Annotated in this window: 28 protein-coding genes; 19 read left to right on the forward strand and 9 right to left on the reverse strand. The window is 53.1% G+C overall.

Annotation, left to right across the window (positions count from 1 at the left end):
• Positions 1-70: 70 nt before the first annotated feature.
• Both MKX63_RS26060 and MKX63_RS26065 read left to right on the forward strand, forming a co-directional pair.
• Positions 71-670: a nitroreductase family protein gene (locus MKX63_RS26060; protein ID WP_341021262.1), complete on the forward strand. Its 600-nt coding sequence runs from the start codon at positions 71-73 to the stop codon at positions 668-670.
• Between the two features lie 79 nt (positions 671-749).
• Positions 750-944 carry a DUF2188 domain-containing protein gene (locus MKX63_RS26065; protein WP_341021264.1) on the forward strand — a complete coding sequence of 65 codons (195 nt, stop codon included), beginning with the start codon at positions 750-752 and terminating at the stop codon, positions 942-944.
• A gap of 129 nt (positions 945-1,073) precedes the next feature.
• On the opposite strand, the gene MKX63_RS26070 is transcribed toward MKX63_RS26065, so the two are convergent.
• Both MKX63_RS26070 and MKX63_RS26075 read right to left on the reverse strand, forming a co-directional pair.
• Positions 1,074-2,252: a peptidylprolyl isomerase gene (locus tag MKX63_RS26070; protein ID WP_341021266.1), complete on the reverse strand. Its 1,179-nt coding sequence runs from the start codon at positions 2,250-2,252 to the stop codon at positions 1,074-1,076.
• A 255-nt stretch (positions 2,253-2,507) separates the two neighbouring features.
• On the reverse strand, positions 2,508-2,843 hold the full coding sequence (locus MKX63_RS26075) for a LytTR family transcriptional regulator DNA-binding domain-containing protein (protein ID WP_173126417.1): 336 nt from the start codon (positions 2,841-2,843) through the stop codon (positions 2,508-2,510).
• 184 nt (positions 2,844-3,027) lie between these two features.
• On the opposite strand from MKX63_RS26075, the gene MKX63_RS26080 reads away from it, so the two are divergent.
• Positions 3,028-4,134 (forward strand): lactonase family protein, encoded by a 1,107-nt coding sequence (locus tag MKX63_RS26080; RefSeq protein WP_341021267.1) that lies wholly within the window; start codon positions 3,028-3,030, stop codon positions 4,132-4,134.
• A 128-nt stretch (positions 4,135-4,262) separates the two neighbouring features.
• Here MKX63_RS26080 and hfq read toward each other — a convergent pair whose 3' ends face one another.
• Complete coding sequence (gene hfq, locus MKX63_RS26085) at positions 4,263-4,499, reverse strand: RNA chaperone Hfq (protein ID WP_036694444.1); 237 nt, start codon at positions 4,497-4,499, stop codon at positions 4,263-4,265.
• Positions 4,500-4,596: 97 nt separating this feature from the next.
• Here hfq and MKX63_RS26090 point away from each other — a divergent pair, with 97 nt between their 5' ends.
• Entirely contained in the window at positions 4,597-5,268 is a 672-nt protein-coding gene (locus MKX63_RS26090; protein ID WP_341021270.1) for a phosphatase PAP2 family protein, read from the forward strand.
• A 97-nt stretch (positions 5,269-5,365) separates the two neighbouring features.
• Here MKX63_RS26090 and MKX63_RS26095 read toward each other — a convergent pair whose 3' ends face one another.
• Complete coding sequence (locus MKX63_RS26095) at positions 5,366-5,881, reverse strand: hypothetical protein (protein ID WP_341021271.1); 516 nt, start codon at positions 5,879-5,881, stop codon at positions 5,366-5,368.
• 193 nt (positions 5,882-6,074) lie between these two features.
• Between MKX63_RS26095 and MKX63_RS26100 the strand changes: the two genes are divergently transcribed.
• Together MKX63_RS26100 and helD are read left to right on the forward strand one after the other, a co-directional pair.
• Positions 6,075-7,130: an FUSC family protein gene (locus MKX63_RS26100; RefSeq protein WP_341021272.1), complete on the forward strand. Its 1,056-nt coding sequence runs from the start codon at positions 6,075-6,077 to the stop codon at positions 7,128-7,130.
• Between the two features lie 87 nt (positions 7,131-7,217).
• Entirely contained in the window at positions 7,218-9,575 is a 2,358-nt protein-coding gene (gene helD, locus MKX63_RS26105; RefSeq protein WP_341021273.1) for an RNA polymerase recycling motor HelD, read from the forward strand.
• A 349-nt stretch (positions 9,576-9,924) separates the two neighbouring features.
• Here helD and MKX63_RS26110 read toward each other — a convergent pair whose 3' ends face one another.
• From MKX63_RS26110 to fsa, 3 genes are all read right to left on the reverse strand, one after another.
• Complete coding sequence (locus MKX63_RS26110) at positions 9,925-11,121, reverse strand: MFS transporter (RefSeq protein ID WP_341021274.1); 1,197 nt, start codon at positions 11,119-11,121, stop codon at positions 9,925-9,927.
• A gap of 12 nt (positions 11,122-11,133) precedes the next feature.
• Entirely contained in the window at positions 11,134-11,577 is a 444-nt protein-coding gene (locus MKX63_RS26115; RefSeq protein WP_341021275.1) for a MarR family winged helix-turn-helix transcriptional regulator, read from the reverse strand.
• Positions 11,578-11,731: 154 nt separating this feature from the next.
• Entirely contained in the window at positions 11,732-12,379 is a 648-nt protein-coding gene (fsa, locus tag MKX63_RS26120; RefSeq protein ID WP_036694437.1) for a fructose-6-phosphate aldolase, read from the reverse strand.
• A 116-nt stretch (positions 12,380-12,495) separates the two neighbouring features.
• On the opposite strand from fsa, the gene MKX63_RS26125 reads away from it, so the two are divergent.
• On the forward strand, positions 12,496-13,077 hold the full coding sequence (locus MKX63_RS26125; RefSeq protein WP_341021277.1) for a hypothetical protein: 582 nt from the start codon (positions 12,496-12,498) through the stop codon (positions 13,075-13,077).
• A complete protein-coding gene (locus tag MKX63_RS26130; RefSeq protein ID WP_341021278.1) occupies positions 13,061-13,615 on the forward strand; it encodes a macro domain-containing protein in 555 nt (184 codons plus the stop codon). The genes MKX63_RS26125 and MKX63_RS26130 overlap by 17 nt, the downstream gene beginning before the upstream one ends.
• A 42-nt stretch (positions 13,616-13,657) precedes the next feature.
• On the opposite strand, the gene MKX63_RS26135 is transcribed toward MKX63_RS26130, so the two are convergent.
• Positions 13,658-13,855, reverse strand: coding sequence for a hypothetical protein (locus MKX63_RS26135; protein WP_036694433.1), 198 nt, complete (start codon positions 13,853-13,855; stop codon positions 13,658-13,660).
• Positions 13,856-13,980: 125 nt separating this feature from the next.
• Between MKX63_RS26135 and rpiA the strand changes: the two genes are divergently transcribed.
• The 7 genes from rpiA (at position 13,981) to MKX63_RS26170 (ending at position 21,327) form a co-directional block, all read left to right on the forward strand.
• A complete protein-coding gene (rpiA, locus tag MKX63_RS26140; protein WP_341023285.1) occupies positions 13,981-14,661 on the forward strand; it encodes a ribose-5-phosphate isomerase RpiA in 681 nt (226 codons plus the stop codon).
• Positions 14,645-15,133, forward strand: a complete 489-nt coding sequence (locus tag MKX63_RS26145; protein WP_341021279.1) for a VanZ family protein — start codon at positions 14,645-14,647, stop codon at positions 15,131-15,133. The genes rpiA and MKX63_RS26145 overlap by 17 nt, the downstream gene beginning before the upstream one ends.
• A 41-nt stretch (positions 15,134-15,174) precedes the next feature.
• Entirely contained in the window at positions 15,175-15,615 is a 441-nt protein-coding gene (locus MKX63_RS26150; protein ID WP_341021280.1) for a GNAT family N-acetyltransferase, read from the forward strand.
• Between the two features lie 227 nt (positions 15,616-15,842).
• Positions 15,843-16,295 carry a MarR family winged helix-turn-helix transcriptional regulator gene (locus MKX63_RS26155; RefSeq protein ID WP_341021282.1) on the forward strand — a complete coding sequence of 151 codons (453 nt, stop codon included), beginning with the start codon at positions 15,843-15,845 and terminating at the stop codon, positions 16,293-16,295.
• Positions 16,292-19,450: an MMPL family transporter gene (locus tag MKX63_RS26160; protein ID WP_341021284.1), complete on the forward strand. Its 3,159-nt coding sequence runs from the start codon at positions 16,292-16,294 to the stop codon at positions 19,448-19,450. The genes MKX63_RS26155 and MKX63_RS26160 overlap by 4 nt, the downstream gene beginning before the upstream one ends.
• A 201-nt stretch (positions 19,451-19,651) precedes the next feature.
• Positions 19,652-20,185 (forward strand): sigma-70 family RNA polymerase sigma factor, encoded by a 534-nt coding sequence (locus MKX63_RS26165; RefSeq protein ID WP_340826932.1) that lies wholly within the window; start codon positions 19,652-19,654, stop codon positions 20,183-20,185.
• Positions 20,182-21,327: a DUF4179 domain-containing protein gene (locus MKX63_RS26170; RefSeq protein ID WP_341021286.1), complete on the forward strand. Its 1,146-nt coding sequence runs from the start codon at positions 20,182-20,184 to the stop codon at positions 21,325-21,327. Before MKX63_RS26165 ends, MKX63_RS26170 begins: the two co-directional genes overlap by 4 nt.
• Before the next feature lie 82 nt (positions 21,328-21,409).
• Here MKX63_RS26170 and MKX63_RS26175 read toward each other — a convergent pair whose 3' ends face one another.
• Positions 21,410-22,081: a tetratricopeptide repeat protein gene (locus MKX63_RS26175; protein WP_341021287.1), complete on the reverse strand. Its 672-nt coding sequence runs from the start codon at positions 22,079-22,081 to the stop codon at positions 21,410-21,412.
• Positions 22,082-22,353: 272 nt separating this feature from the next.
• Between MKX63_RS26175 and MKX63_RS26180 the strand changes: the two genes are divergently transcribed.
• The 4 genes from MKX63_RS26180 to MKX63_RS26195 all read left to right on the forward strand — a co-directional run bounded on the left by MKX63_RS26180 (position 22,354) and on the right by MKX63_RS26195 (position 25,325).
• Positions 22,354-23,352 carry an aldo/keto reductase gene (locus MKX63_RS26180; protein WP_341021289.1) on the forward strand — a complete coding sequence of 333 codons (999 nt, stop codon included), beginning with the start codon at positions 22,354-22,356 and terminating at the stop codon, positions 23,350-23,352.
• Between the two features lie 39 nt (positions 23,353-23,391).
• On the forward strand, positions 23,392-23,754 hold the full coding sequence (locus MKX63_RS26185) for a hypothetical protein (RefSeq protein ID WP_341021291.1): 363 nt from the start codon (positions 23,392-23,394) through the stop codon (positions 23,752-23,754).
• 174 nt (positions 23,755-23,928) lie between these two features.
• Entirely contained in the window at positions 23,929-24,567 is a 639-nt protein-coding gene (locus MKX63_RS26190; RefSeq protein ID WP_341021293.1) for an Hsp33 family molecular chaperone HslO, read from the forward strand.
• A gap of 11 nt (positions 24,568-24,578) precedes the next feature.
• Positions 24,579-25,325, forward strand: coding sequence for a MerR family transcriptional regulator (locus MKX63_RS26195; protein WP_341021295.1), 747 nt, complete (start codon positions 24,579-24,581; stop codon positions 25,323-25,325).
• The last annotated feature ends 25 nt before the right edge of the window (positions 25,326-25,350 follow it).

The following is a 25,350-nucleotide window of genomic DNA, read 5'->3' on the forward strand; positions in this document are numbered from 1 at the left end:
TGTATTCAGACCGGAAAAGTGTTACAATTAAAAAAAGTAAGTTACTTAATTTAATGGAGGTAGTTATTTTATGTCTAAGACTTTTTTTGAAGCGGTAAAAGGCAGACGTTCCATATACGCCATCAGTAAAGAATCCCCAATCTCTGATGAACAAATTCAGAAGATTGTTGAAGAGGCCGTTCTACATAGCCCAACTTCCTTCAACTCGCAAAGCTCAAGAGCTGTCGTATTGCTGGGCGAACAACATGATAAGCTGTGGGATATTACAGCTGAGACCCTGCGCAAGATCGTTCCTACTGAACAATTCGAAGGCACGGCTCAGAAGCTGTCCTCCTTCAAAGCCGGCTACGGCTCCGTGCTATTCTTCGAAGATCAGGCAGTGGTGAAGCACCTGCAGGAGAATTTTGCCCTGTATGCTGAGAACTTCCCGATCTGGTCCAACCAGTCCTCCGGGATTCTGCAATTCGTAGTATGGACTGCCTTCGCAGAAGCAGGTCTGGGTGCATCCCTACAGCACTATAACCCGCTGATCGACGATGAAGTGAAGGAGACCTTCGGTATTGCTGCGGACTGGAAGCTGATTGCCCAGATGCCATTCGGCAACATCCTGACGCCTCCTGGCGAGAAGGAATTCCAACCGATTGAAGAACGCGTGAAGGTCATTAAGTAAGAAAACCCTGCGATAAGCAGTTTAGAACCTCCCTGATCCGGCTAAGTATGAATATAGCCAGATCAAGGAGGTTTTTGTCATGCCATGGAATAAGGAGAACTACCCGGATTCACTGAAGAACTTCACTGCGCCTGTTCGCAACAAAGCGGTGGAGATTGCCAATGCGCTGCTGGACGACGGATATGAGGAGGGGCGGGCCATCGCCATCGCCACTGCACAGGCCAAAGAGTGGGGCGAGAATCACGATAAGCAGATCCGAAAAAAAGGGCAATAGCAGCTCACTCTGCACGAACAATAATTGAGGCAGACATCTGAACACAAATAAAAAGGACAAGCGGATGAACGCTTGTCCTTTTTATTGTAGCCTTCTATATTGTTATAGCTTGTACCAATATCGCAATCTTTATTTCGCAGCAGGAGCTTCCGTTGCCGCAGCAGGAGCTTCACTGGCTGCCGGAGTAGCGGATGCATCCGGTTTGTCGGTCAACGTATTGGTGATCTTGGCATTCTTGTTCAGATCAGCCAGCCACGTAGCAGACATCTCGGATACCTTCTGCGACATCAGAGTTTTCTTGATTTCTTCCTTCTTCTCGGCAAGTGTATATTCTTTGGCTTCCTTGCGGTCAGTAACCTTGATGATGTGGTAGCCGTAATCGGATTTCACAGCGCCGCTGGTTTCGCCAACCTTCAGCTTGAAGGCTGCATCGGAGAATTCAGCAACCATGTCTCCGCGTTTGAAGAAGTCTAGATCGCCGCCCTTGTCCTTGGAGCCGGTGTCAGCGGATTTTTCTTTAGCCAATGCTGCGAAATCCCCGCCGTCTTTGAGCTGCTTCAGAATAGCGTCAGCTTCTTCCTTGGTCTTCACCAGGATGTGGGAAGCGCGAACTTCTTCCTCCTGGTTGTATTTCGCTTTGTTTTCTTCGAAGTATTTGGAGATCTCATCATCGGTAACGGTTACCTTCGGTTCTACCAGCTTGCGGATTTCAACCTGGAGCGGCATTTGCTTCTTCAGGTCTTCAATGGTCATTGAGCTCTGCTGCAGAGCGTTATTCAGAGCTTCCTCGCCGCCGAACTGGGTTTTGAGGTTCTCGATCTCTTCGTTGATGTCGGCATCGGTAACCTTAATGTTGGCTTTTTTGGCTTCCTGGCCCACCAGCGTGGTGGTAATCAGGTTTTGCAGGGTGGATTCCCCGCCGGCTTCAACCAATTTATCATACAGCTGCGCCTTGGTGATGTCTGTTCCGTTCACGGAAGCAACGGCAACTTTGCTGTCATCCTTCTTGAAAGGCTGTACAATCAGCACTACAATCAGTGCTGCTGCCAGTACGAGCGATGCAATCATCCAGCCTTTGCCGCCGCCGGATGGAGCAGGTGAGGATGGGGGAGTACCTCCGCCGCCGACTTTGTTCATTACGGGAACGCTTTCTTCAACTCTTGGAGCTGCTTGTACAGGTTCCTGCGGCACAGGGGCTGTTCCGGCAGGCTCAATTCCTTCTTCCGGAGTAATCACAGAAGTATCATTCTCTTCCGGCGTAATGCCGTTTTCTAGCTTTTCATTTTCATTGAAATCTTTTTTGTCCATTATAATTAATGACTCCCTTCAATATAGGTGGTGCCTGTCTTTCTACAACTTTACCAGAAAACAGAATTCCAAACCTTAAGAAAGTATAAAAAAGCACAATTACTTTTTAAGATTCCATTAAGAAACAGGTAAAACACAGGAAAAACCGGAGCAGCACGGGTGTCCCCATATGCGCTCCGGCCTGATGAGAGAGACTGTAATCATTCGAATAGAAGAGTACCGTACTGCAAGATGTGTGCGGATAACGTGTCCGGCTTAGGAACTCAGACCCTTAAGTAAATGGCGGATGTTCTCCTGCTTACGTCTTGGAACCCGTACAGACTTGGCATAGAGGCCCATCTCACCGAAGTAGATGCAGTCGTCCTCTATGGAGCTGATCTTGTTCAGGTTCACGTAGCAGCCTCCGTACACATGATAATAGCTGTTGCTCGACAATAAGCGGTTCAGTTGCTCGGCAGTCATTCTCTTTTTAATATTGTAGTTTCTGCCGTGAAAAATGACCAGGTCATGGTCCCCGACCTTAAAGAACAGAATGTCTGTCTCCACCTCGAAGTCCTCATATACATTTCTGGCTTCCAGCAGGCTGCTCATTCGTGTTCCCCCTTTATCTTGATTAATAACATTAATGTTAGCGCTTTCATTATATCATACTCTGAACGGCTTGAGAAGTCTTATTTTTGAAATGTTTTTTGTCACTTTTTCCGTTGCATTTGTCAACCCTCACGAAAAATTGTAAATTATATAGATGGCTGTTTAACTTGAGGAGGAATTCTAGATGAACGAAAAGACGAAGCTGCTGTTATTTACCGGTTCCTACGCCACCGCAGAAGAGAGCGGAATCCAGGTGTTTGCCTTTGACGGTGAAGCCGGAGGCACGCTGGAGCGGCTGGATACCGCAGGAGGCCTGACGAATCCTACGTTCGTCAATGTGGACCCTTCCGGTCGCAAGCTGTATGCCATAGGGGAGAAGCCGAACGGTACGGGCGGTAAGGAAGGGGAGGTTATAACCTTCGCTATCGATCCTGAGACAGGCAAGCTGACCGAATTGCAGCGGATTCAGACTATGCCTTCCGAAGGCAAAGGCCAGAGCACGACCTGTAACATTAACCGGGACGCCAAAAATCAACATCTGGTCGTGTGCAGCTATCACGGGGGATCGGTCGGACTCCTCACGCTGGACAAGGGCGGATTGCCTGTGGCATTGACGGATATCGCTCAGCACACAGGACATGGTGGGACTCCGGGCCAGGACCGTCCCCATCCGCATTCTGCCATCTTCAGCCCTGATGGACGTTACCTGTTTGTCTCGGATCTGGGACTGGATCTGATCCGCAGCTACCGGATAGATGCAGAGGCGGGAACGCTGGAAGCGATTGGAGACACTGCGCTGCATGCCGGTGCAGGACCGCGGCATTTCGTGTTCCATCCAGACGGGAAGTCCGCTTATGTCATTAATGAGCTGGACAGCACGGTGACATCATTCCTATATGATGCTGCGGCAGGAACCCTGAAGACGGCTGCTACTGTATCCACACTGCCTGAAGGCTATGAAGCCGGCCAGAACAGCTGTGCAGAGATCACCTTCTCCAAGGATGGCAAATATCTGTACGGCTCGAACCGCGGACATGACAGCATCGTACAGTATGCTGTGAATCCGCAGACGGCAGGGCTGACCCTAGTAGAGCATGTATCCACCAGAGGCGGACATCCCCGTCACTTCACAGTTACACCGGACGGTGCGTATCTGATTGTTGCCAACCGGGACGGCAATAATCTGGTTGTCTTCTCCCTGGACGAAGGCAGCGGCCGCCTGAGCTTCACCGGCAACACAGCTGAGCTGTCGAAGCCGGTGTGCGTGATGCCGGCGGTTTTCCCCGTGTAGGACAAGCTGGCTGACTCAAAGGAGACAACGGCAAAAGGAACACCGGGATGCTGCTCCGGTGTTCCTTTTGAGTTCCTGGAAGGTTCATTTGTAGTAGCTTAGGTTAAAATGTGCGCCGATCAGACAGCTTATTTGAGTGAGACGGGCTTCAGCGGCACCACGGTGGAGACTGCCGATTTGAAGAGTACGTTCTGTCTTCCGTCACCCTGACCCTGCAAGGTGATCGTATAAGCGTCATAAGAGGTTACCAGTCCCTGCATTTTGACTCCGTTAGTTGTAAAGATCGTCACAGGCATCTTTGTTGAGATGCACTGGTTCAACAAACGTTCCTGCAATTTTAGACTTTCCACTTGGCAGCACTCCATCTTTAATTAAAATAATTTCTCCAGGCCATTATAACACGGGAAAGACCTTCCCAGGAAATGTGTTCTTAAGGCCTGAGAAATAGACAAGGGGGTAGTTATGCTATATTATCATTACTGGTCCCGTGGATTCCGGCGGTTTATATGGTTTTTACTGGCTTTTATCCTGATCGCATTACTGGTTAAGCTGGGCGGAGCCCAGGGCTTCGACCATGCGGTGATCCGGTTCGTGCAATCGATGGAATCTCCGCCGCTTACCGCACTGGCCAAAGGCTTATCATTAGTCGGCTCCTCGAAGCTGGCAATAGGGATCTCCGTGCTGACCATGCTCATTTTGTTCTTCGCGCTAAAGCACCGGCTGGAGCTTGCCCTGTTTCTGTGGGTGGGCCTCGGCTCCCAATTGCTGAACACGCTCCTCAAGCTGTGGTTCCACCGGGAGCGTCCCACCATTCACAGGCTGATTGAGCAGGCAGGCTACAGCTTCCCCAGCGGACATTCAATGGCGGCTTTCTCGTTATACGGGGTCATTGCCTACCTGCTCTGGCGGCATATGCACAGCCGTAGCGAGCGGTTCTTGCTGATTCTGTTCACTGTGCTGATGACCGGAGGAATCGGCTGGAGCCGGATTTATCTGGGGGTGCATTATCCGAGTGATGTGATCGGCGGCTATGCCGCGAGCGGAGCCTGGCTGATGCTGTCGGCGGCCTGCTTCGAAGCTTACCGGAATTACAAAGCGAATCCGCATCACACAAAGAATGCCCGGAAGAAGTAACTCCGGGCATTTCAGTGCCTGTTCTCTTACATACGGTATCCATCCGTAAGGAGGACGGTCTCGCTAGCTTGTCTCCCCCGGGACGGTGCCGTACAGTTCAGGGGGCCTTCGTAGCAGCAGGCGGCGGTGACGGCTTGCCTTGGTGAAGCTGGGCTACGCGGCTGAGGCTGCGCTTGATCAGCGTCGGCAAGCCCGGCTTCAGCTTCGCCGCGTCTTCCTGCGTCAGCTTCCCTTCCTTGACGAATCCATCCAGCTTCAGGCTGGCGGCATCGCTCAGCTTCTGGACATACTGGTCTTCGCTCCAGCCCTTCTTCTCCTGGGCCAGACCTGTCAGGGTCTTACCCGATTTCAGGCTGGCAATCAGCTCCTCACGGCCCATTCCCAGGAGCTCAGCCGTTTCGCTGATAATGAAATGGCCTCCGGCCCTGAGATTCCGGTCCCCGCTGCGGTGAGGGGGATGTTCTCTGCCGGTATGCTCTCTGCCGGCATGCGGTGAGGCCGGAGGAGGGGTGGCTGTGCCTTTGGGAAGCTGCTCGCCGAAGGCGGCTGCTGGAGACAGGGCAAGCATCATGGCTGCTGCCCATGCGGATAGGGTTCGGGTCGTTTTTTTCATGAATACACCTCTTCTGATGGTTATAGTGACTACCCGGTATAACAGTATTCCCTGAAAGCTGAAAGAATCCTGAAGCCCGGCTTAAGACATACTAAAATTCGCCAGCGCAGTTCATGGGTAATAACAAGATATACATAAAGGATGAACATCCACAGTAATTATGATAAGCTTCAAGCTCTTGGGAGGGATGGATTTGGCTTTCGGTGCCCGCATACTCAAAACAGGAATGGCCGTAACGCTTGCGCTTTATCTGTCCGTTCTATTCAATTTCGCTTCTCCTGTCGGTGCGGCTATTGCGGCAATCTTTGCCATGCAGCCGTCCATATACAGATCATGGAGGTATTTCCTCGATCAGATCCAGACCAGCACGATGGGGGCCGTGATAGCGCTGCTTGGCGGAATGCTGCTCTCCAATGAACCGATTGCGGTTGGACTGGTATGCATCCTGGTGATTATGATCAGCATGAAAATGAACCGTGCCGACACCATCGGCCTGACGCTGGTCACAGTCATCTCTGTCATGGAGGCTTCCGGCCAGTGGCAGTTTGCCTTAACCCGGTTCCTGCTGACCCTGACCGGGATTTTGTCGGCTTTTATTATCAATATCTCTGTATTTCCGCCCCAGCCGCGCAAGCAGTACATCCGGCAGATCGAGAATGTGTTCACCAGCTTATCGCTGCTGCTGCGGACAGCGGTGTCGCATGAGATGAAGGAAAGTGTATTCCGGGATGAGAAGAACGGGCTGGAAGGCGCGATTAAAGCGCTGGCTGACAAATACGCGTTGTTCGAGGAGGAGCAGAAGCAGCTCCGCAAGGCTAAATACAGTCAGACGAGGCAGATGGTGGTCTACAAAAACCTGCTGGGTTCCCTGCAAAAGGGCTATCAGGTGCTTGAGGCGATTGACCGGCATTACTTCCAGGCTGACCGGACGGAGCAAACGGATGAGCTGTTCGACCGCCATCTGGAGCAGCTGATCAAGTACCATGAGTACATTTTGCTGAAATTCGAGGATAAGCTGAAGCCGGGAGCCAATGATTCCGAGCCGCTGGCGGAGGACAATGACCGCTTCCTGAAATCCGCCATCAACGGGTATGATCCGCAGAAATCCGGGCAGCTCCGGCTGTCGGTGGTGGCTGCGGCCATCTATGACTACGGCTATCAGCTGGAGCGTCTGGATAAAGTGGCTGACCAAATCCACCGCATGAACGCAGATGACAAGGACAGTACAGTGCTGAGTGAGAAAATTTAGAGCGCGAGATCTATATAGCAAAAACTTGTAAAACGACTAAAGAGTTGGTAACATTGTTAGTCAACCTTCCAAAGGGGATGAAATGAATTGGATAAACATGATCACGAGTGGCAAAAGGAGCAGGAGCGGGTAAACGGCATCACCAAGCTGCTGTCTGCCCATATCCGGCTGCTGTCAGAGGAGCTGGGACTCCACCGCACGGATGTCGTGGATATGCGCAAAGACTTCTGGGAAGAGGTCACAGTGAACTTCAGCAGCCCCGACGACCTGGGGGAGACTTCAACCAGTCTGCGGCAGCAGGCACAGATTCTGAACGAACGCGAACGCCATCATCTGCAATCCAGCAAGGCGCTTAAAAAATATAAAAAGCTGGTAGTATCGCCCTATTTTGGCCGGATTGATTTCTCGGAGGCGGGGGATGCTGCGGCTGATACCATCTATCTGGGCATCGGTTCGCTGATGGAGGATAACGGGACCTTCCTGATCTACGATTGGCGCGCGCCTATCTCCAGCTTGTATTATGACGGGGCGCCGGGACCTGCATCTTATGAGACACCTGGAGGACAGATTACAGGCACCATGGAGCTGAAGCGCCAATTCGTGATTGATAACGGTGAGATTGAAGTCATGTTCGACACGGGCGTCACCATCGGCGATGAGCTGCTTCAGCAGGTACTGAGCCATAGTGCCGATGACCGGATGAAGTCGATCGTAGCCACCATCCAGAAGGAGCAGAATGCGGTCATCCGTAATGACCGAAGCCGGATGCTGGTTGTGCAGGGAGCCGCCGGGAGCGGCAAGACATCAGCAGCGCTACAGCGGGTAGCCTATCTGCTCTACAAGTACCGCGAGGTGCTTCAGGCAGATCAGATGCTGCTCTTCTCGCCGAACCCCCTGTTCAACAGCTATGTATCCACTGTGCTGCCTGAGCTGGGGGAAGAGAATATGCAGCAGACCACCTTCCAGATGTACCTGGAGCACCGGCTGGGCCAGGAATTTCAGCTGGAGGATGTGTTCAGCCAGACGGAGAGTCTGCTGAATGCCCCCGACGGGGAGGAAGCCTATATCCGCCGGGAAGGCATTGCTTATAAATCATCAGTAGCCTTCCTTAGCGCCATCCGGCAATATGTGAATCTGCTGGAGCATGAAGGCATGCTGTTCAAGCCATTGATGTTCCAGGGGAAGGCCGTTGCCTCTAAGGAAGAGATGGAGCGCCAGTTCTACAGCTATGACCCGGGCATCAAGCTGGCGAACCGGATTGAACTGATGACGGGCTGGCTGCTCAAAAAAATTGCGGCCTTCGGCGCAGAAGAGCGGAGTGCAGCATGGGTAGACGAGCAGATTGAGCTGATGGACAACAGCGATTATCAGCGGGCCTATAACCAGATGCGCCGCAAGGGCGGAGGGCATAATGACAGCTTCGATGATTATGATGCGGAGCGAATCTTACTTGCCCGCTACGTAGTCAGCCAGCGTCTCAAGCCGCTGCGCGGCTGGACCAAGCGCGGGCGCTTCGTGGATGTGAAGGCGCTGTACAGCCGTTTATTCGAGGGCCGTGAGCTGATAGAACGCCTGGATACCCGCCAGCCGCTGCCTGAAGCGTGGGATGAGATCTGCGCGCAGACGCTTACTGCAATCAGGGGCAATGAGCTGGCCTATGAAGATGCGACACCGTTCCTGTACTTGAAGGAGCTTAGCCAGGGCTTCCGGACGAACACGCTGATCCGTCATGTCATTGTCGATGAGGTGCAGGATTACTCGCCGTTCCAGCTGGAATTCATGCGCCGCCTGTTTCCCCGGGCCAAAATGACCGTGCTGGGCGACCTGAATCAGGCGATCTATGCCCAAGGCGAGGTGCTGGGAGATCTGGCCGGGCTGGTGAGCATCTACGGCGAAGAGAACACCGAGGTGATCTCTTTGACCCGCAGCTACCGGTCTACGTATGAGATTGTTGAATTCACACGGGCGATGATTCCCGGCGGCGAGAAGATAGTACCCTTTAACCGGCGGGGGGAGGAGCCGCTTCTGACGCTGGTGGACAGTGAAGACGATCTGCTCTCCTCTGTGGAGCAGGATGTGCTTAAGCTTCATGCGGAGGGTTATCATTATGTGGCTGTGATCTGCAAGACCGCAGAAGAGAGCGCACAGGTGCACGGTGAACTGGAGAAACGGCTGCCGGTGCGGCTGGTCACGAAGGAAACGCCTAATTTTCAAAAAGGGACGCTGGTGCTTCCAGCCTACCTCGCCAAGGGCGTCGAGTTCGATGCTGTAATCATCTATGACGGTTCCGCTGAGAAATACGGGCGTGAACATGAACGTAAGCTGTTCTATACTGCCTGTACCCGGGCGATGCATCTGCTTCATATCTACAGTCTGGGACAGCCAAGCCCGTTCATGCCTGCTGCTGTGCGTGAAACGGTAACGGCTGGTACGCAAGAGAAGTGAGCAAATATAAAACCGCCTGCGCGTGTGACGCGAGGCGGTTTTGTTCTTATATTAGGAGACTATAGCTTCCTGCTGCTGTGTAGAAGGTGTGTGTTGGACCAAATGTATGTCAAAAACAACATACATTGTGCTCGCAAGCAGGCGCACGGCCTGGATGTATGCCAAAAACAGCATACATTGTGCTCACAAGCAGGCGCACGGCCTGGATGTATGCCAAAAACAGCATACGTTTGCTGGCGTGCAGGCGTGTGGCCTGGATGTATGCCAAAAACAGCATACATTGTGTTCGCGCGAAGGTAATCTTATTTTTCCGTTAGGGTGGTTTTCTCCATTTCACGTTAGCGTAAAGCTATCCCTCTAAGGCAGCTTTGCGCTTACTGTTCTGCCGGGTCATGAGTACCAGAAGATAGATAACGAGCAGCAGCACAGGTGCCAATATCGAGTACCGGTACATCACGGCATAGCTGGTGAACATGGCGACAGCGCCAAGCAGCATGGAGCCGATGGCGACACCGAGATCCAGGGAGTTCAGGAACATTCCGTTGGCTAATCCGCGCTGGCGCGGTTCGACAGACTGGATCATCCACGTCTGGAGCGCAGGCTGCATGGAGCCAAAGCCGAAGCCGTAGCATAGGGCGGCCGGGAACAAGCCCGCTGTTGTGGAGGCGAAGGATAGCAGCAAAAGCCCCGTGGCGATGAACAGGCTTCCCGGGATGAGCAGGGCAGGCGCACCATAGCGGTCGTAGATTCTGCCGGAGAGCGGCCGGATCACGACAATGGCTAAGGCATTGAACAGGAAGAAGTAAGCGATATGCTGGAGGTGCTTCTCTTGCCCGTAGAGCGCCAGGAAGCCGAGCAGCCCGCCGTAAGAGATGGATAAGAGAAAGTTAAGCAGGCAGGGAAGCAGCAGCCTGCGGTAAGGATTGCTTCCGGCAGCTGCTGCCGGAACTGCGGACGGCTCCAAATGACCGCCAGGCAGTGACTTCGCCAGGCGGAAGCCCATCGGCAGGATCAGAGCAAGCGCGACAGCCGTCCCCAGCAGCAGGGACCCGAAGCCTGGTCCTTGCAGCAGGCTGAGTCCGATTAGCGGGCCAGCCGACATGGCGAGGCTGGTGGATAATCCGAAATAGCCCATGCCCTCGCCCATGCGGCGGATGGGAATGACATCGGAGGCCATGGTCGGGAACGCCGTGCTGGCCATACCGAAGCCTATGCCGAACAGGATGCGGAACAGCAGCAGGGTGAGGATGCTGCCTGCGAAATAATAGCCCGCCACCGCAGAGAGGGCAATGGCAAGGCCGAGGAAGATCAGCAGGTTGCGCCCGCCTTTCTCCATGGCTTTGGCGGAGATGAGGCGGGAGGCAATCGCACTGAGGGCGAACAGGCTGGTCACAAGACTGACCTGCACGGGTGAAGCATGCAAAGCACTTTCCGCATAAGCAGGAAGGGTAGATAAGGTCATCTGCAGTCCTATGAACAGCAGAAGGTTGCAAAGGGTCAGTGTAATGAAGGATGTGGTCCATAGACGTTCAGAGGTTTGATTCAAGTGGGTTGACTCCTATTCCTGATGTATATTTCCGGTGTTGTGATAGATCTGCTCTAGCATATTGCGGAGATCTTCAAGCTGCTGCGGCTGCAAACCGGCTACAGCCATATCTATAGTCTGCTGCTCCAGAGCTATAGTGTTCTCAATTAACGCCCTTCCCTCTCCTGTGGCATAGAGCTGGAACGCCCTGCGGTCCTCCGGGTTGGCCGTTTTGGTAATGAAGCCTTTCTTAATCAGAAGCTCCACGATCCGGGCGGTGGTGGGCTGGTCTTTGGCGGAGGCAACGGCCACCTCCTTCTGGTTGACTCCGCTGCGGTCACAGATCATCAGCAGGGTGGACCATTGCTCGGGTGTAATGTCATACGGCTTCAACGCCCGGGCGAAGCTCACTGAGATTCTCCGGTGGGTCGAGCCCAGCAGGAAGCCGAGGAATTGCTGGGGAGAGGACAGGGTCATAAATGAATTGCTCCTTTATAATTACTTGTTGTAACAAGTATAAGCATAACAAGTAAATGAGTCAAGGAAAAATGGTAATCCGTCCCACCTAACAACACCAAAAAAGCCCCGCTCCGCAGAATGCGGAAGGGGGGCTTGAAGATTTGCTTTGTTTTTAAACCTGTGGAACCTTCTCCCAGTCCTTCAGGAAGCGTTCGATACCATTGTCGGTCAGCGGGTGCTTCCAGAGCGATGGCAGGAGTGATCCCGGGATGGTAGCGATGTGAGCACCGGCAATGGCTGCTTGCTCCACATGGGCAATGTTGCGGATACTGGCGGCGATGATCTCGGATTTCAGGTCGTAGTTGGTCAGAATCGTCTTCAGATCCTTGATCAGCTTCATGCCGTCTACACCGATATCATCCAGACGTCCGACGAACGGACTGATATAAGTTGCTCCTGCCTTGGCGGCCATGAGGCCTTGAGCAGCGGAGAATACGAGCGTTACGTTGGTTTTGATGCCTTTTTTGGTCAGTTCATAACAAGCTTCCAGACCATCTTCAGTCATAGGGAGCTTGATGACCACGTTCGGAGCCCATTCAGCGATCTCGTAAGCTTCCTTAAGCATCTCTTCAGCCGTAAGACCGATAACCTCAGCGCTTACAGGACCAGGGACAATAGCTACGATCTCTTTGATTACGTCCTTAAACAATCTGCCTTCCTTGGCGATCAGCGACGGGTTCGTCGTTACGCCATCCACTAATCCGAGGCGGGTAATACGTTTGATTTCCTCAATATTTCCGGTATCCAAGAAAAATTTCATTTCCAGGTATCCTCCCTTGATTTCGTATGGATTTGACAAAACAGCAGGCTCCACTTCATTATGAGACATGCCACGTGAAGTTTCAACTGTTAATTTGAATCTTTCAAAATAACTTTATGGAATCGGCGCAAAAAAATGTTTTTACACGGGTAGGACCATTCACGGACACTTCTGTCCATGATACTATAGAAACGGTATTGTTCATTACAGGCGATGGGCTGGTGACAGGAATGTATACTTTAATTGCGGGAGTGGTGCTGTTTCTGCTGGTCACAGCCGGAATTATTGCTTACCAGAACAGCAGAATCCTTGCGGAGCAAGAGTCGGATGCTTCCAGAGCGCATACCGGCAATCTGATGTACTCGGTATATAATCAGAGATTCTCTGCGGGTGAGGAGCTGCCGGAGGCGGTGCCGCTGTTTCAATTCACGGTGGTTGAGCCCGGGGAAGAAGACCTGCCGGACTCAGAAGCGGGAACAACCCGTGCTTTGTGCAGAGTTGCCGCCGGAACGGGCGAGCTCGTGTTATCGGATGCGCAGAATTATATGCTGGGCATTCTCCGCCAGGCCGCAGTGCAGGGAGGCCGGCTTACGCATGTTTCTTTTTCAGGGAAGGCTGCCCGCAGGGGCGAGAAGGAACTGATTCAGGCGCTGGAGACTGCGGCGAAGGAGGAGACCCGCTATGCAGATCAACGTTAAGGATGTAATCCTGTCGGTTCATGAAGGCGATATCACCTCCTGGCAGGGCGAGATGATCGTCAATGCCTCGAATTCCGGTCTGTATGGAGGCGGAGGAGTGGACGGGGCTATACACCGGGCCGGAGGCCCGGGAATTGCGGAGGAATGCGCGGGAATCCGTCAGAAGCAGGGCGGCATTCTTCCCGGCGAAGCTGCGCTCACCGGTGCGGGGCGGCTTCCTTTTCGCGGAGTGATACATACGGTGGGTCCGATCTGGAAGGGCGGTACGGCCGGTGAAGCGGCTGTGTTGGCGAGATGCTATAAGAGCAGCCTTGATCTGGCTTGCACTCATGGGGTGAAGAGTCTCGCTTTTCCGAATATCAGCACGGGCATTTACAACTTCCCGAAGGAGCTGGCCTGCAAGACGGCGCTGGAAACTGTAGTAGGGTATGTCCGCGCGAAGAGCCCGGCAGAGCTCCCGCTGCGGCAGATCGATTTCGTCTGCTTCGAGCATGAGAATGCCGGGCTGTACGAGGCCATGCTTGGGAACTATAGCTGAACAGCGGCTGGAGCGGCTAGAGAAGAGATGAAGGCCCGGAAGTTAGGCGTGATATTTGCCCGCGGGTGCGTTCAGCACCCATTCCAGCATTAGAATCAGATCTTCCAGCCTGGTCAGCTGGGCGTCAAGTGCTGCCCGCTGAGGGTCGCCGGGAGGCAGCGGGGCCAGCCGTGATTCCAGGGATCTGCGCTGGAGCGTCATTTCGTTGATTTTGGATTGGATTTGGTTCTCGGTTCTCATGCGGATGCCTCCTGATGGATAATTAGTGTCAGGCTGATGGGTTAGGATAAGAATTCCTTGTGGACAGGCACAGCCCATTCCACTTCGTTCATTATAACGGATAACATGGAGGGAATAAAATGAGTATCAATGTGAAACAGCTGGCAGCGGAGAAGGCAGTCGAATATGTGCAGGACGGTATGAAAGTAGGCCTGGGAACAGGCTCTACTGCTTACTGGGCCATCCGCAAGCTGGGTGAGCGGGTGAGCGAAGGCCTGCAAATTACGGCCGTAGCTACCTCACAGGCGTCTGAGGATCAGGCCCGCGAACTGGGCATTCCGCTGGTAGCGTTCAGTGATGTGGACAGCCTCGACCTGACGATTGACGGGGCGGATGAACTCGACGGGGCGCTGCAGCTGATTAAGGGCGGGGGCGGTGCGCTTTTGCGGGAAAAGATTGTCGCCATGGGCAGCGCACGCATGATCGTTGTGGCCGATGAGAGCAAGGCCGTGACCACGCTCGGGAAGTTCCCGTTGCCGGTGGAGATTGTGCCGTTCGCCTGGGAGTGGACGGTCGCCGCGCTCGCTAAGCTGGGCTGCAAGACGGAGCTGCGGCGTAGCGGAGAAGACCTGTACAAGACGGATAACGGCAATTATATTGCCGACTGCCGGTTTGAAGCCATTGAATCGGCGGCAGAGCTGGCGCTTGCCCTCCAGCGTATTCCCGGAGTCGTCGAGCATGGACTCTTCATCGGGATTGCCGATCTGGCGATTATCGGTAAGAGCGACGGCACGATTGAAATAGTTGAAGGTGGCCAGGATCGCTAAGCCGAATGCAGGCCGCCGGAAAGGGAAGACTTCAGCCAAGCAGGCGCTTCCGCCCGGACGCCGCTTCCTGGCCTGGCTGCTCCTGATCGCGTATAGCGGAATGCTGCTGTACTGGATGTTCCTTGGATTCGGACGGACGGTTCAGCTGGACGGACCGCTCCGTTACAATCTTGAACCGCTGCGGACAGTGCGTTTATACTTTGATATGACGAATGGATTATCGTATGCCAGCAGGCTGGTGAATCTCCTGGGGAATGTGGCAGTATTCGCGCCTTTTGGCATTCTGCTTCCGCTGGTGGTCACCGGTTACCGCTCTTTTATCCGGCTGACGCTGCTGTCTGCACTGGGCATCATTGTACTGGAGCTGCTTCAGATGCTGCTGCATGTCGGGAGCCTGGATATCGATGATCTGCTGCTTAACCTGCTCGGGGTGTGGACGGGTTATGCGCTGCTGCGGCTGGTGCGGGGATAGCGGGACGTCGGGTCAGGTATACTTTTAGGAGGATGAGACATATGTTGATTGATTTGAAGCCGCTTGTCGGCACACCGCAGGTGAATGAGCTGCTGGCTTATGCGGTTATAGATGACCCGGATGCGCTGATACGCACTTCGGAGGAATATAGTAAGCTTGCGGCCATGCAGCTGTGCGGCTGGGAGGAGGAAGGGCTGCTGGTCGGACTAACTGGATACGAAGAGACGGAAGACGGCTCGCTCGACATCCGCCATATTGCAGTGCTCCCGGAGAACCGGGGCAAAGGGTATGCGCGCGGCATGATTCTTGAGCTGGTCACCTCCCGTCAGCCGCGTTATCTGGTAGCGGAGACAGAGGACGAGATTGCTGCTGACTTTTACCGCAGTCTGGGCTTTATGGTGTACAGCCTGGGCGAGAACGCTGCCGGAATCGAAATGTTCCGCTGTGTCTATGAGGTGGAAGAGACGGAAGACGAGGAGTAAGCGGGACGGACGGTATCAGGGTATTCAATAGGTGAAATAGTTAATATTAGCCACTCTGCACTATGCGTGCGGGGTGGTTTTTTGCGTTCTTGAAGCTGTTTAATCGCCCTGCTGAAGAACAATGTAAAATTCATGAAAACCAGTTGACTTTTAATGAAAAGGACAATATAGTTTTACTGTGAAACTGTTCTACACGTGAACTATAAGGACAGAAGGAGGAACCGGCTTTGAGAAAAGATGCAGAGCAATGGATTAACCGCTACGTAGAGGCTTATATGGTCGTTACCAGGCAGATCAACTCGCGGCTCCGGGATATTTTTGGAGAAGGCCTGACCTCGGATCAATTCCGCATTCTCAGGCTGATTGGCGGGCAGGAGAAGTGCACCTCCACCTATCTGGCTGAGGCTGTTGCGGTCGGCAAAAGCTCGATTACGGCCATCATCAACCGGCTGGATGAAGCGGGCATGATTCAGCGGACCCGGGATGAGAATGACCGCAGGCAGGTGTACCTGACGATGACGGAGCGGGGGAAGGATGTGTATGAGACCTCTCAGAAGCAGATGAATGAGCTGATCTCCCCGTATCTGTTCCATTTCGATGATAAGGATATTGAGCATTTTGTTGTGATGTTTGAGAAGCTGGCATTTCTGATGCAGGATACAGGGGGGAAAAGCAATTGAGAACGATTTTGAAGGCAAGATGGGCAGTTATCGCGGTGTGGCTGGCGGTGGCGGCAGTGTTATTCCTCACGGCTCCCGGCATGTCGGATCTGGTGCGCGAGAAGGGTCAGATCGCTGTTCCGGCCGGCTATACCTCATCGCGGGCTGCGGAGATTATGAAGGAGGTCGCTGCGGCCAAGGACGGGGAGACGGTGCATCAAGTGGCCCTGGTGTTCCATAAGCCTGAGGGGCTGACGGCCGCAGACACCGAGAGTATTAAGCAGGGTGTGGAGAAGCTGGCCGGGAACAAGGATTCCCTGAAGCTTGGTGCGATTACTGATCCTTTCTCCCAACCTGAGCTGAAGGATACGTTAATTGCCGGGGACGGTAAGACGATTATGGTGGCATTGTCGGTGCAAGGCGGAGAAGCGGCGGTCAAGGAGCTGCCGGGTAAGGCTGCTGAACTGCTAAGTAACGTCACGGCGGAGCATTATATGACCAGCGAAGGGCTGATTACGGAGGATACGATTGCCAGCTCGGAAGCCGGTCTGAAAAAGTCGGAATACATCACAGTCGTGTTTATTCTGCTGATTCTGTTCGTGGTGTTCCGTTCGTTCGTGGCTCCGTTCGTACCGCTGCTGACAGTGGGACTGAGTTATATCGTGTCCCAGTCGGTTGTCGCGTTCCTGGTGGACCGCTTTGACTTTCCGCTCTCGACGTTCACCCAGATCTTCATGGTCGCTGTCATGTTCGGGATCGGGACCGATTACTGTATCCTGCTGATCAGCCGGTTCAAGGAGGAGCTTGCCCAGTCGGAGGATACGCAAAGCGCCATCATCGCCACTTACCGGAAGGCTGGTGGAACGGTGTTCTATTCAGGGCTGGCGGTCTTTGTCGGCTTCGTGGCCATCGGCTTGTCCAAGTTCATGCTCTACCGTTCGGCGGTGGCGGTGGCTGTCGGCATAGCAGTGATGCTGCTTGCACTGGTGACGGTCGTGCCGTTCTTCATGGCAGTTCTGGGTCCTAAGCTGTTCTGGCCCTCCCGCGGCAAGCTGGAGCACAGTGAGAGCCGGATCTGGGGAGCAGCCGGTTCGTTCTCTCTGAAGAGACCCTGGGCTGCGCTGCTGATTGTGGCTGCGGTTGTGGCACCATTCCTGCTTACCTACAGCGGGAAGCTGAGCTTCAACAGTATGGATGAGATCGGGCCTAACTACGCCTCGGTCAAAGGATTCAATATTATATCTGAGAGCTTCGGTCCGGGTGAATCCATGCCGGGCAAGATTGTCATCAAGAATGACGACCGGATGGACACTGCTGAATATATGGGACTTGCCGAGAAAATCAGCCGCGAGCTGGAAAAGGTGGATGGCGTTAAGGCTGTGCGCAGCATGTCCCGCCCTACCGGGGAGCAGATTAATGACTTCCTGATTCCTACTCAGGTGGCTACGCTGTCGGACGGTCTGGATCAGAGCAGTGAAGGGTTAACCAAGATCCAAAGCGGGCTGAGCGAAGCAAGCAAGCAGCTGAAGGACAATGAGCCTAAGCTTGCTGAAGCCGCCTCGGGCAGTGCGAAGCTTACAGAAGGAACGGCTGAGCTGAAAAAAGGCATTGACGCGCTGGGCGCTGGCTTATCACGAATCGAAGAAGGCATCCGCAGCGGCGGGGCCGGAGCGGGAGAGATCAAAGCGGGCCTGGCTCAGGCGGCAGGCAGTGCGAAGCAACTCGCACAGGCCAATGCCGCACTGCTTGAAGGCTACAAGAAGATCGGCAGCGGCCTGACGGCGCTGAACGGGGGCCTCACCGGTCTGCAGACACAGCTTCAAGGCGTGGCAGATGCGCTTAACGGTCTGGGAGCTTCATTCACGGGACTGGAAGCCTCCTATCCGGAGCTGCTCCAGGATGTGAATTACCAGACGATCAAAGGCACAGTCACACAGAGCGGTACGGGAGCAGCGGGACTGGCCGGAGGACTGGGCCAGATCTCGGCCCAGCTGAGCGGAGCGGCGGCCGGTTTGACAGAGGCCAATGCAGGGTATTCCAAAGCGGCAGCAGGCCAGGCTGCGCTGGCGAAAGGGCTGGATCAGCTGGTAGCCGGTATCGGCAAGCTGCAAACCGGGCTTGCGCAGGCGGCAGACGGCCAGGGGCAGATCGTCGGCAAGCTTCCGGCGATCAGCAGCGGGCTTACTCAGCTGCAAGGCGGGCAGAAGCAGCTTGCCGACGGGTTCGGCGAGCTTACGGGCCAGCTTGGACAGCTGACGGACGGACTGACGCAAAGTGCGGACGGTCTGGGACAAATCACCGGAGGCTTAAGCTCGGCGCAGGATTACCTCAAGCAGATTCAGGATGCCAAGGATGATGAGCTGAGCGGGTTCCTGGTTCCGGCAGAGGCGCTCAAGGCCAAGGGGATGCAGCAGGTATTCGATACCTATCTGTCCGGGGACCGCAAGGTCATGACCCTGGATGTGGTTTTCGCCGGGAATCCATACAGCGCGCAGGCCATTGACAGTGTCGGGCAGATTCAGGCAGCGGTGGACCGTGCCGTGGCCGGCACCAAGCTGGAGAATGCGGAGACGGCCATGAGCGGCGTGACCAGCACCTACAATGATTTGCAGACCATCTCCAATGAAGATTACACGCGTACGGTCATTCTGATGCTAAGCGGTATTTTCATCATCCTGGTGGTGCTGTTCCGCTCGATGATTATGCCGCTGTACATTATTGCCTCATTGTTAATCACTTACTTTACGGCGCTGGGCATCACGGAAGCGATCTTCGTGCATCTGCTGAACTATTCGGGGATCACCTGGACGACGCCGTTCTTCAGCTTCGTCATGCTGATTGCCCTCGGAGTAGACTACAGTATCTTCCTGATGGACCGCTTCAATGAGAATAAAACCTGGGATGTGCGTGAAGCCATCCTGCACGCCATGCGTAATATGGGGACAGTGATTCTGTCGGCTGTAGTGATTCTTGGCGGTACCTTCGCTTCGATGTATCCTTCCGGGGTCCTGTCGATGATGCAGATTGCGACGGTTGTATTGTCCGGTCTGGCGCTGTATGCACTGGTATTCCTGCCGTTCTTCGTGCCGGTGATGGTGCGGATGTTCGGCCGGGCCAACTGGTGGCCGTTCCGTCCGGCGGCCGGGGATGATCAGCCTAGATCGCTGGATATGTAACGTTCTTCACCACAAGAGATGAAACCTTAAAGAGCAGGCCTCCCGGTTATACGGGGCCTGCTCTTTGGCTGTTTACGCAGAAAAAAATAAAAAATACCATGCTAATGTAACCTTATCGGCTTGTACATCATCTAAAGAGTATATGAAAGAAAGCACTGAATGGGGATGCGGCAGCTTCCCGTTAGAAGGGGGCAATCATATTTGAACACCGGACAAGGAGATCTGGTCAGGCGTGCCCAGGCAGGTGACAGCGAGGTCTTCATCCAGCTGGTAAAGACTCAGGAGCGGCGGATGTACAGTATGGCCAAGTCCATGGTCAGGAGTGACGAGGATTGTGCAGATGCGATGCAAGAGACTGTACTGAAAGCTTTTAAAGCCATCTCAGGACTGAAAGAAGCGGCGTATTTCAACACATGGCTGTTTCGGATTCTGATCAACGAATGCAACTTGATTCTGCGCAAACGGGAGAGGGTAGTCGTCATGCCCAATCCGCCGGAGAGCGTACAAGCCATATCTTCGTCCGCAGAAGAGATAGATCTGCGCCAGGCCATTGGCAGGCTCGAAGAGATATCAGGGACCATTGTGAAGCTGCATTATTATCAGGGGCTGACTGTGCAAGAGATTGCCGGGCTGCTTGAGTTGTCAGAGAGTGCTGTCAAGACCAGGCTGCACCGCGCCCGCAAGACGTTACAGCAATCCCTGGAGCAACCTGTAGAAAGGAAGGTGAACGGATGAGCCAGCAGCGGTTGGAGAGCAGGCTCGCAGACCTTCAGGAAGAGACTCTTCCTGAACTGCCGGAGCTTGTGCATCTGCGTATGGAGGAGACGTACCGGATCATCAGTGAGAAGGATGAGGCTGGCTTGGAGGCGGCTTCAGAGCATCAGGGGACGCTTAGACGTAAAAGAATGCCCCGGTGGCTGTCCCGGGTGATGATCAGTGCAGCATCTGTGGCCGGAGGGCTGGTGCTCCTGATTAGCCTGGGATTCATCTCCCCGGCCATGGCAGAGACCTTGAAGCAGTTACCCTTCATGTCAAGTGTATTCCAGCTTGCCGGAGATTCCGGACTGCGGAAAGCCAATGAAGCAGGGTTAACCACAAATGTTGAGCAGACCGTTACTCTGGATGGAATGACTCTCAGGGTGTCTGAACAAATGTATGACGGAAGCCGCTTCTCGGTGGTGCTGACCCGTGTTGAGGCTAAGGAGGATCAAAAAAAGGAGGGCTGGTGGAATTTATTGACCCAAGGGGGACAGCCAGCGGGAGGAATAAATAATATCGAGTTTTACGTGAACGGGAAGATGGTCAATACCGGATTCGGTTTTGCCCAGGGAGGTGCCGGCGCACCTGACTCTATCATTGTTTCAGCACTGGATGGACCGAATTTACAAATCCCTGATCAATTTGATCTCACCATGCTGGTCCTTATTAATGGGATGGATGAGAGGTTTCGCTTTGAGTTTCCCGTTAGCAAGAATACTCTGGGCGACCTTGTTCTTGGACCGGGGGAGTTCAAGGTACATGATCATATCCATCTCCGTTATACACGGCTGGAGCTGAGCCAGACATCGACTCGTCTGCTGACAGAAATTAAGGGAGACCCCGGCGCGGATATCAAAGCTATTGAGGAAGCAATTCCAGATAAATATAAGAATGCGGGGACTTTTATGATCTGGTTTGAGCTATGGGATGATCATGGGCAAAAGGCTGTCGTGATTAGTGGCAGCGGCAACGGTAAAGGGGATACGTTCTCATACAGTATGGTCTTTGAACCTTTTGAGAATAGGCCGGAGAGTGTAATTATTAAGTCTTTCTTTACATCAAAGGATGGGGGGAAGCAGTATATTCCCGAGCTTGAGATGACCGTCCCTATACAATAAAACAAACAACCTCCAGGGTCTGCAAAGTGCAGTAGCCGGAGGTTGTTTGCTGTCAAAAGGCTATATGGCAATAATCTGCCGCTCACCGCAGCTTCGCGAAATAACTGCGCAGCGCCCAGCCGCGTTCCTGCCGTTTCTTATACTTAGGCAGAGAGCGGTAGACAGCCAGCGATTCGTTAAAAGCAAGCTTGGCGTCCTCAGTCCGCCCCAGCGTTTTGAACATCGAGCCAGCCAGATAATAGGCTTCGCTGGAGGAGGATTGAATCTCCTGGAATTGGCTTACATATTGCAGCGCTTTGTCCTGGTCCGCATGCCGGAAAATCTCGGCCAGACGCAGGTAAGGCTGCCCGTATTGCGCCCGGCGGTTGATGTCCAGCCCCTTAAGCATCTGCGCTTCGCCTTCGGAAAGCTGTCCCAGCTTGAGGTTGGCGTACCCAAGCTCCACCCAGTATTCAGCGGATGTCTCATAACGGTCAGCGATGGCGGTCAGCAGCTCCTTGGCCTCGCTGTAGCGTTTGCGTTCAATCAGCAGCCGGGCCAGATCGAATTTGGCGGTTACATCGTTCGGGTTCTGGGCGATAGTCAGCCGCAGCTTAGACATCTGACGGCTGCGGCGGAATGGCTTGGATAAGCTGGGCAGAATGCCGACATAACGGCGGTCCAGGAAATACAGGACGGCCAGCAGGATAATCAGGGCCAGAATCGGATTACCGAGCAGCCGGTAGAGGAGCAGGAAACCTAGAATTTTAATCATGGATATGAATTCCCTCCGTTACGTGTGTGGTTCGATTGCGCTTCCTGCAAGTTGGATATGAATAGGCAGGGTAATTATACCATATCATCCTTTTTTGAAGCCACGCTAAAAAGAGTCACGGTGCGCTTGTTCGTTAGACCGGTACGATCGGTGGGAGTCTTGCTTCCGCCCTGCACAGCTGTAATTGACAGCCTGCCTTAGAAGTCATAAGCTTTGTGTACAGTTAAATTGTTTCATGGCTATATTAGCTCTTACAGAAAGAAGGATGAAACATGGACACATTGGCAAGCAAGGTCCAGCTGCGTCCGCTGGGACGCTCTGAGCTGTCCGTATCACCACTTGGTCTGGGCTGCTGGCAGTTCAGCCGGGGCAGCGGAATCGTAGGCCGCTACTGGAGCAACATTACAGATGAGGATATTCTGGAGATTGTGCGGGTCAGCCTGGAAGGCGGCATGAACTGGGTGGATACGGCAGAAATCTATGGCGGCGGCAAATCTGAGCAGGCGCTGGCTCATGTGCTGGATCAGCTGCAGAAGGAGGGCAGTCCCCATGCGGCTCCGCTGATTGCGACCAAATGGTGGCCGATGCTGCGGACGGCAGGCTCCATTACCTCGACGATCGACCAGCGCATTGCCTGTCTGGGCGGTAGAGGAATTGATCTCTATCAAATCCATCAGCCGTTCTCGTTATCCTCCATTGCCAGTGAGATGAAAGCAATGGCAGGATTGGTGAAGGCCGGTAAAATCCGTTATGTCGGAGTGAGCAATTATTCCGCCAAGCAGATGACAGAAGCGCACCGGCTGCTGAAGACTTACGGTCTGTCGCTCGTATCCAATCAGGTCAAATACAATCTGCTGCACCGGAGTATCGACCAGAATGGTCTCATGGCGGCTGCCAAGGAGCTGGGGATCTCGATTATCGCGTATTCTCCGCTTCAGCAGGGCATCCTGACCGGCCGCTTCCATAATGATCCTTCACAGGTGGCTGCCGTCTCGCGTCCCCGGCGGATGATGTCCGGCCTGGACGACAAGAGCTTGGCCCGCAGTAAGCCGCTAATCACTTCGCTGACTGCACTGGCTGACAAATACGGGGTTACTCCCGGACAGATCGCGCTGAACTGGCTGATTCATTATCATGGCGACACTGTAGTTGCCATTCCGGGCGCATCCAAGGCCCGCCATGCCCGGGAGAATGTCGGCGCCATGAGCTTCAGGTTGGAGCCGGAGGAGCTGGAGCTGCTGAACGAGGCTTCCTGGGCAGCCCTGAAGTAGTAGCCTGGAAGAAATCCATAAGTCTGGTGGTGAACACAAATGAATGATAAGCATTGGCTCGTGGTACAGTATCCCTTGAAGAGCGCCAAGGGAAGCAAGCGTGATGAATGGCTTAGAGACAAAGTAACCGAATACTTGAATCTGTTCCTGGCGGATGCCGAACTTGGTTATGTGGATGGCTTTGATATGGGCAAGAGTATGGCTGACCCGGCCAAATATGTGCTTAATCTATTCTGCGTAGTGACAGATGAAGCCCGCGGAATTGCTCTGGTCAAGAGAGTCTTAAAAGATCACAGGCTGGACTATACCCGGATCACCATCGCCACGATGCCTTTTGAGGGCGGAGGAACGTATATGCTGAAGTATGCCGCCAAGAAAGGCGTGACTGATTTTTCGATATAAGTCTTTCTTAAAAATATAAGAAATTATATGTTTCACACGATAACTTGTCCTTCTATTTCTCGCTGAAACGGTACCGTCCTTACAAAGGACGGCAAAGCCGTTTCCACTTGTATCAATCAGGGGTTGTGTATCACGTAACGTGATACAGTACGATTGGTGTAAGAGGTGATAGAAATGAACAATATTATAAGAATGCTATCCGTGAAACAAGATTTCAGAATGGCTGTTGCGGATACCCGTCAGATAGCTGCAAAAGCATTAAATGCGTTTACCGGGACAGCTGGCATGCGCAGCCTTTTGCAGGAGATCATAACGAATGGTGTATTATTATCTTCCATTAATGATGCTCCTCCTAAAATAAGCTCTTCTTTTCGTCTTTCTCAAGGCGTCTCAATTTTTTGCCAGATCTCTGATGCGAAGTTTACTATGGAGTATAGTGCTGAAATGAATAAATTTGACGGGGTAGCCGCTGATCTATTTGACGATAAATCTGTGCTGTCGGTAACGACAGGGAATTGGGAGACGGGGATACACACTAGTACAGTTGAGGCGCATATGGATAGCGTTGTTATGCTGTTTTCTCACTTTACAGTACAGAGCGAGCAGCTTCCAAGTCATATTATACTCGGTGAGGACAATGCTTCCAGGGGGATTTTGATGCAGCCCTTACCCTTCGCAGATCACAAATTGATGGGAAAGGCTGCTTATGAAGTGGTATATCAAGCTAAGGAATTGGGAGAACTGCCTTGGGGGCAGGTTCCCGGGAAGTTGTCCTGTTTAGCAAAGGTAATTTCAGAAAATACTATAGAGTAGAGTGTATGACTATGGAAAAATACATTAAAACCAAAGAATTTGCAGAGCTGACTGGGGTCAGTGTGCGTACTTTGCAGTACTATGATGACATAAAAGTTCTCACTCCGGCCTATGTCAACGAGCAGGGGCACCGGTTTTATGACTCAGATTCCTTCTCTAGTATGTTTGTTATTCTTTCACTTAAAAATATGGGGATGACGCTCAGCGATATTCAGCAATATCTCAACAATGACAGCTTTGACGTCAGGCTCTTTATCCGTGAGGAAAAAGAAAGGACTCAGACAGCGCTATCGGATCTGCAGCTTCGATTCATGCGTCTATCCGCTCTTGAGGAGAAGGTTAGTAAGGAGCAGGACGTAACCCCGTATATTCTTCCGCTTTTTTCACCGCTGCCGGATACAGGCGATCTTCCAAAAGGCAAACCGGCTTCCTTTAACCTTAAGCTTTGGAATACCTTCATCAAGGAATTGGATTTCTGTGCGGAACACCGCTTGTCTGCAAAAGATGATAGAGCGGAAAAATGTGTTCAATACTGGAAAAAGAATATTCTTGAGGCAAATCAGGTGCCGGAGGATACGGTAAAGAAATCAGAGGAATATTACCAGCAGAATCCGGCGAATACTTTCGGGATCACGCAGGAAAATTACCGCTATTTAGTCCAGTTGATTGATGAGTGCCGGCTTGTAAGCCATAACAAAGAGCAACGATTCTCCATGAGGGGAGAACCGCTTGCTCTTTTTATTTGGATAAATGTATAGCATCATTACCAATAATTCAGATAAA

This window comes from Paenibacillus sp. FSL R7-0179, from assembly GCF_038002265.1.
Lineage (GTDB): Bacteria > Bacillota > Bacilli > Paenibacillales > Paenibacillaceae > Paenibacillus_AQ.

Excerpts from the sequence above, each read along its gene's own strand:
- MKX63_RS26060 (WP_341021262.1), top strand. The coding sequence starts at position 71 with ATGTCTAAGACTTTTTTTGAAGCGGTAAAAGGCAGACGTTCCATATAC.
- MKX63_RS26065 (WP_341021264.1), top strand. The coding sequence starts at position 750 with ATGCCATGGAATAAGGAGAACTACCCGGATTCACTGAAGAACTTCACT.
- MKX63_RS26070 (WP_341021266.1), bottom strand. The coding sequence starts at position 2,252 with ATGGACAAAAAAGATTTCAATGAAAATGAAAAGCTAGAAAACGGCATT.
- MKX63_RS26075 (WP_173126417.1), bottom strand. The coding sequence starts at position 2,843 with ATGAGCAGCCTGCTGGAAGCCAGAAATGTATATGAGGACTTCGAGGTG.
- MKX63_RS26080 (WP_341021267.1), top strand. The coding sequence starts at position 3,028 with ATGAACGAAAAGACGAAGCTGCTGTTATTTACCGGTTCCTACGCCACC.
- hfq (WP_036694444.1), bottom strand. The coding sequence starts at position 4,499 with ATGGAGTGCTGCCAAGTGGAAAGTCTAAAATTGCAGGAACGTTTGTTG.
- MKX63_RS26090 (WP_341021270.1), top strand. The coding sequence starts at position 4,597 with ATGCTATATTATCATTACTGGTCCCGTGGATTCCGGCGGTTTATATGG.
- MKX63_RS26095 (WP_341021271.1), bottom strand. The coding sequence starts at position 5,881 with ATGAAAAAAACGACCCGAACCCTATCCGCATGGGCAGCAGCCATGATG.
- MKX63_RS26115 (WP_341021275.1), bottom strand. The coding sequence starts at position 11,577 with ATGACCCTGTCCTCTCCCCAGCAATTCCTCGGCTTCCTGCTGGGCTCG.
- fsa (WP_036694437.1), bottom strand. The coding sequence starts at position 12,379 with ATGAAATTTTTCTTGGATACCGGAAATATTGAGGAAATCAAACGTATT.
- MKX63_RS26125 (WP_341021277.1), top strand. The coding sequence starts at position 12,496 with ATGGAATCGGCGCAAAAAAATGTTTTTACACGGGTAGGACCATTCACG.
- MKX63_RS26130 (WP_341021278.1), top strand. The coding sequence starts at position 13,061 with ATGCAGATCAACGTTAAGGATGTAATCCTGTCGGTTCATGAAGGCGAT.
- MKX63_RS26135 (WP_036694433.1), bottom strand. The coding sequence starts at position 13,855 with ATGAGAACCGAGAACCAAATCCAATCCAAAATCAACGAAATGACGCTC.
- MKX63_RS26150 (WP_341021280.1), top strand. The coding sequence starts at position 15,175 with ATGTTGATTGATTTGAAGCCGCTTGTCGGCACACCGCAGGTGAATGAG.
- MKX63_RS26170 (WP_341021286.1), top strand. The coding sequence starts at position 20,182 with ATGAGCCAGCAGCGGTTGGAGAGCAGGCTCGCAGACCTTCAGGAAGAG.
- MKX63_RS26175 (WP_341021287.1), bottom strand. The coding sequence starts at position 22,081 with ATGATTAAAATTCTAGGTTTCCTGCTCCTCTACCGGCTGCTCGGTAAT.
- MKX63_RS26180 (WP_341021289.1), top strand. The coding sequence starts at position 22,354 with ATGGACACATTGGCAAGCAAGGTCCAGCTGCGTCCGCTGGGACGCTCT.
- MKX63_RS26185 (WP_341021291.1), top strand. The coding sequence starts at position 23,392 with ATGAATGATAAGCATTGGCTCGTGGTACAGTATCCCTTGAAGAGCGCC.
- MKX63_RS26190 (WP_341021293.1), top strand. The coding sequence starts at position 23,929 with ATGAACAATATTATAAGAATGCTATCCGTGAAACAAGATTTCAGAATG.
- MKX63_RS26195 (WP_341021295.1), top strand. The coding sequence starts at position 24,579 with ATGGAAAAATACATTAAAACCAAAGAATTTGCAGAGCTGACTGGGGTC.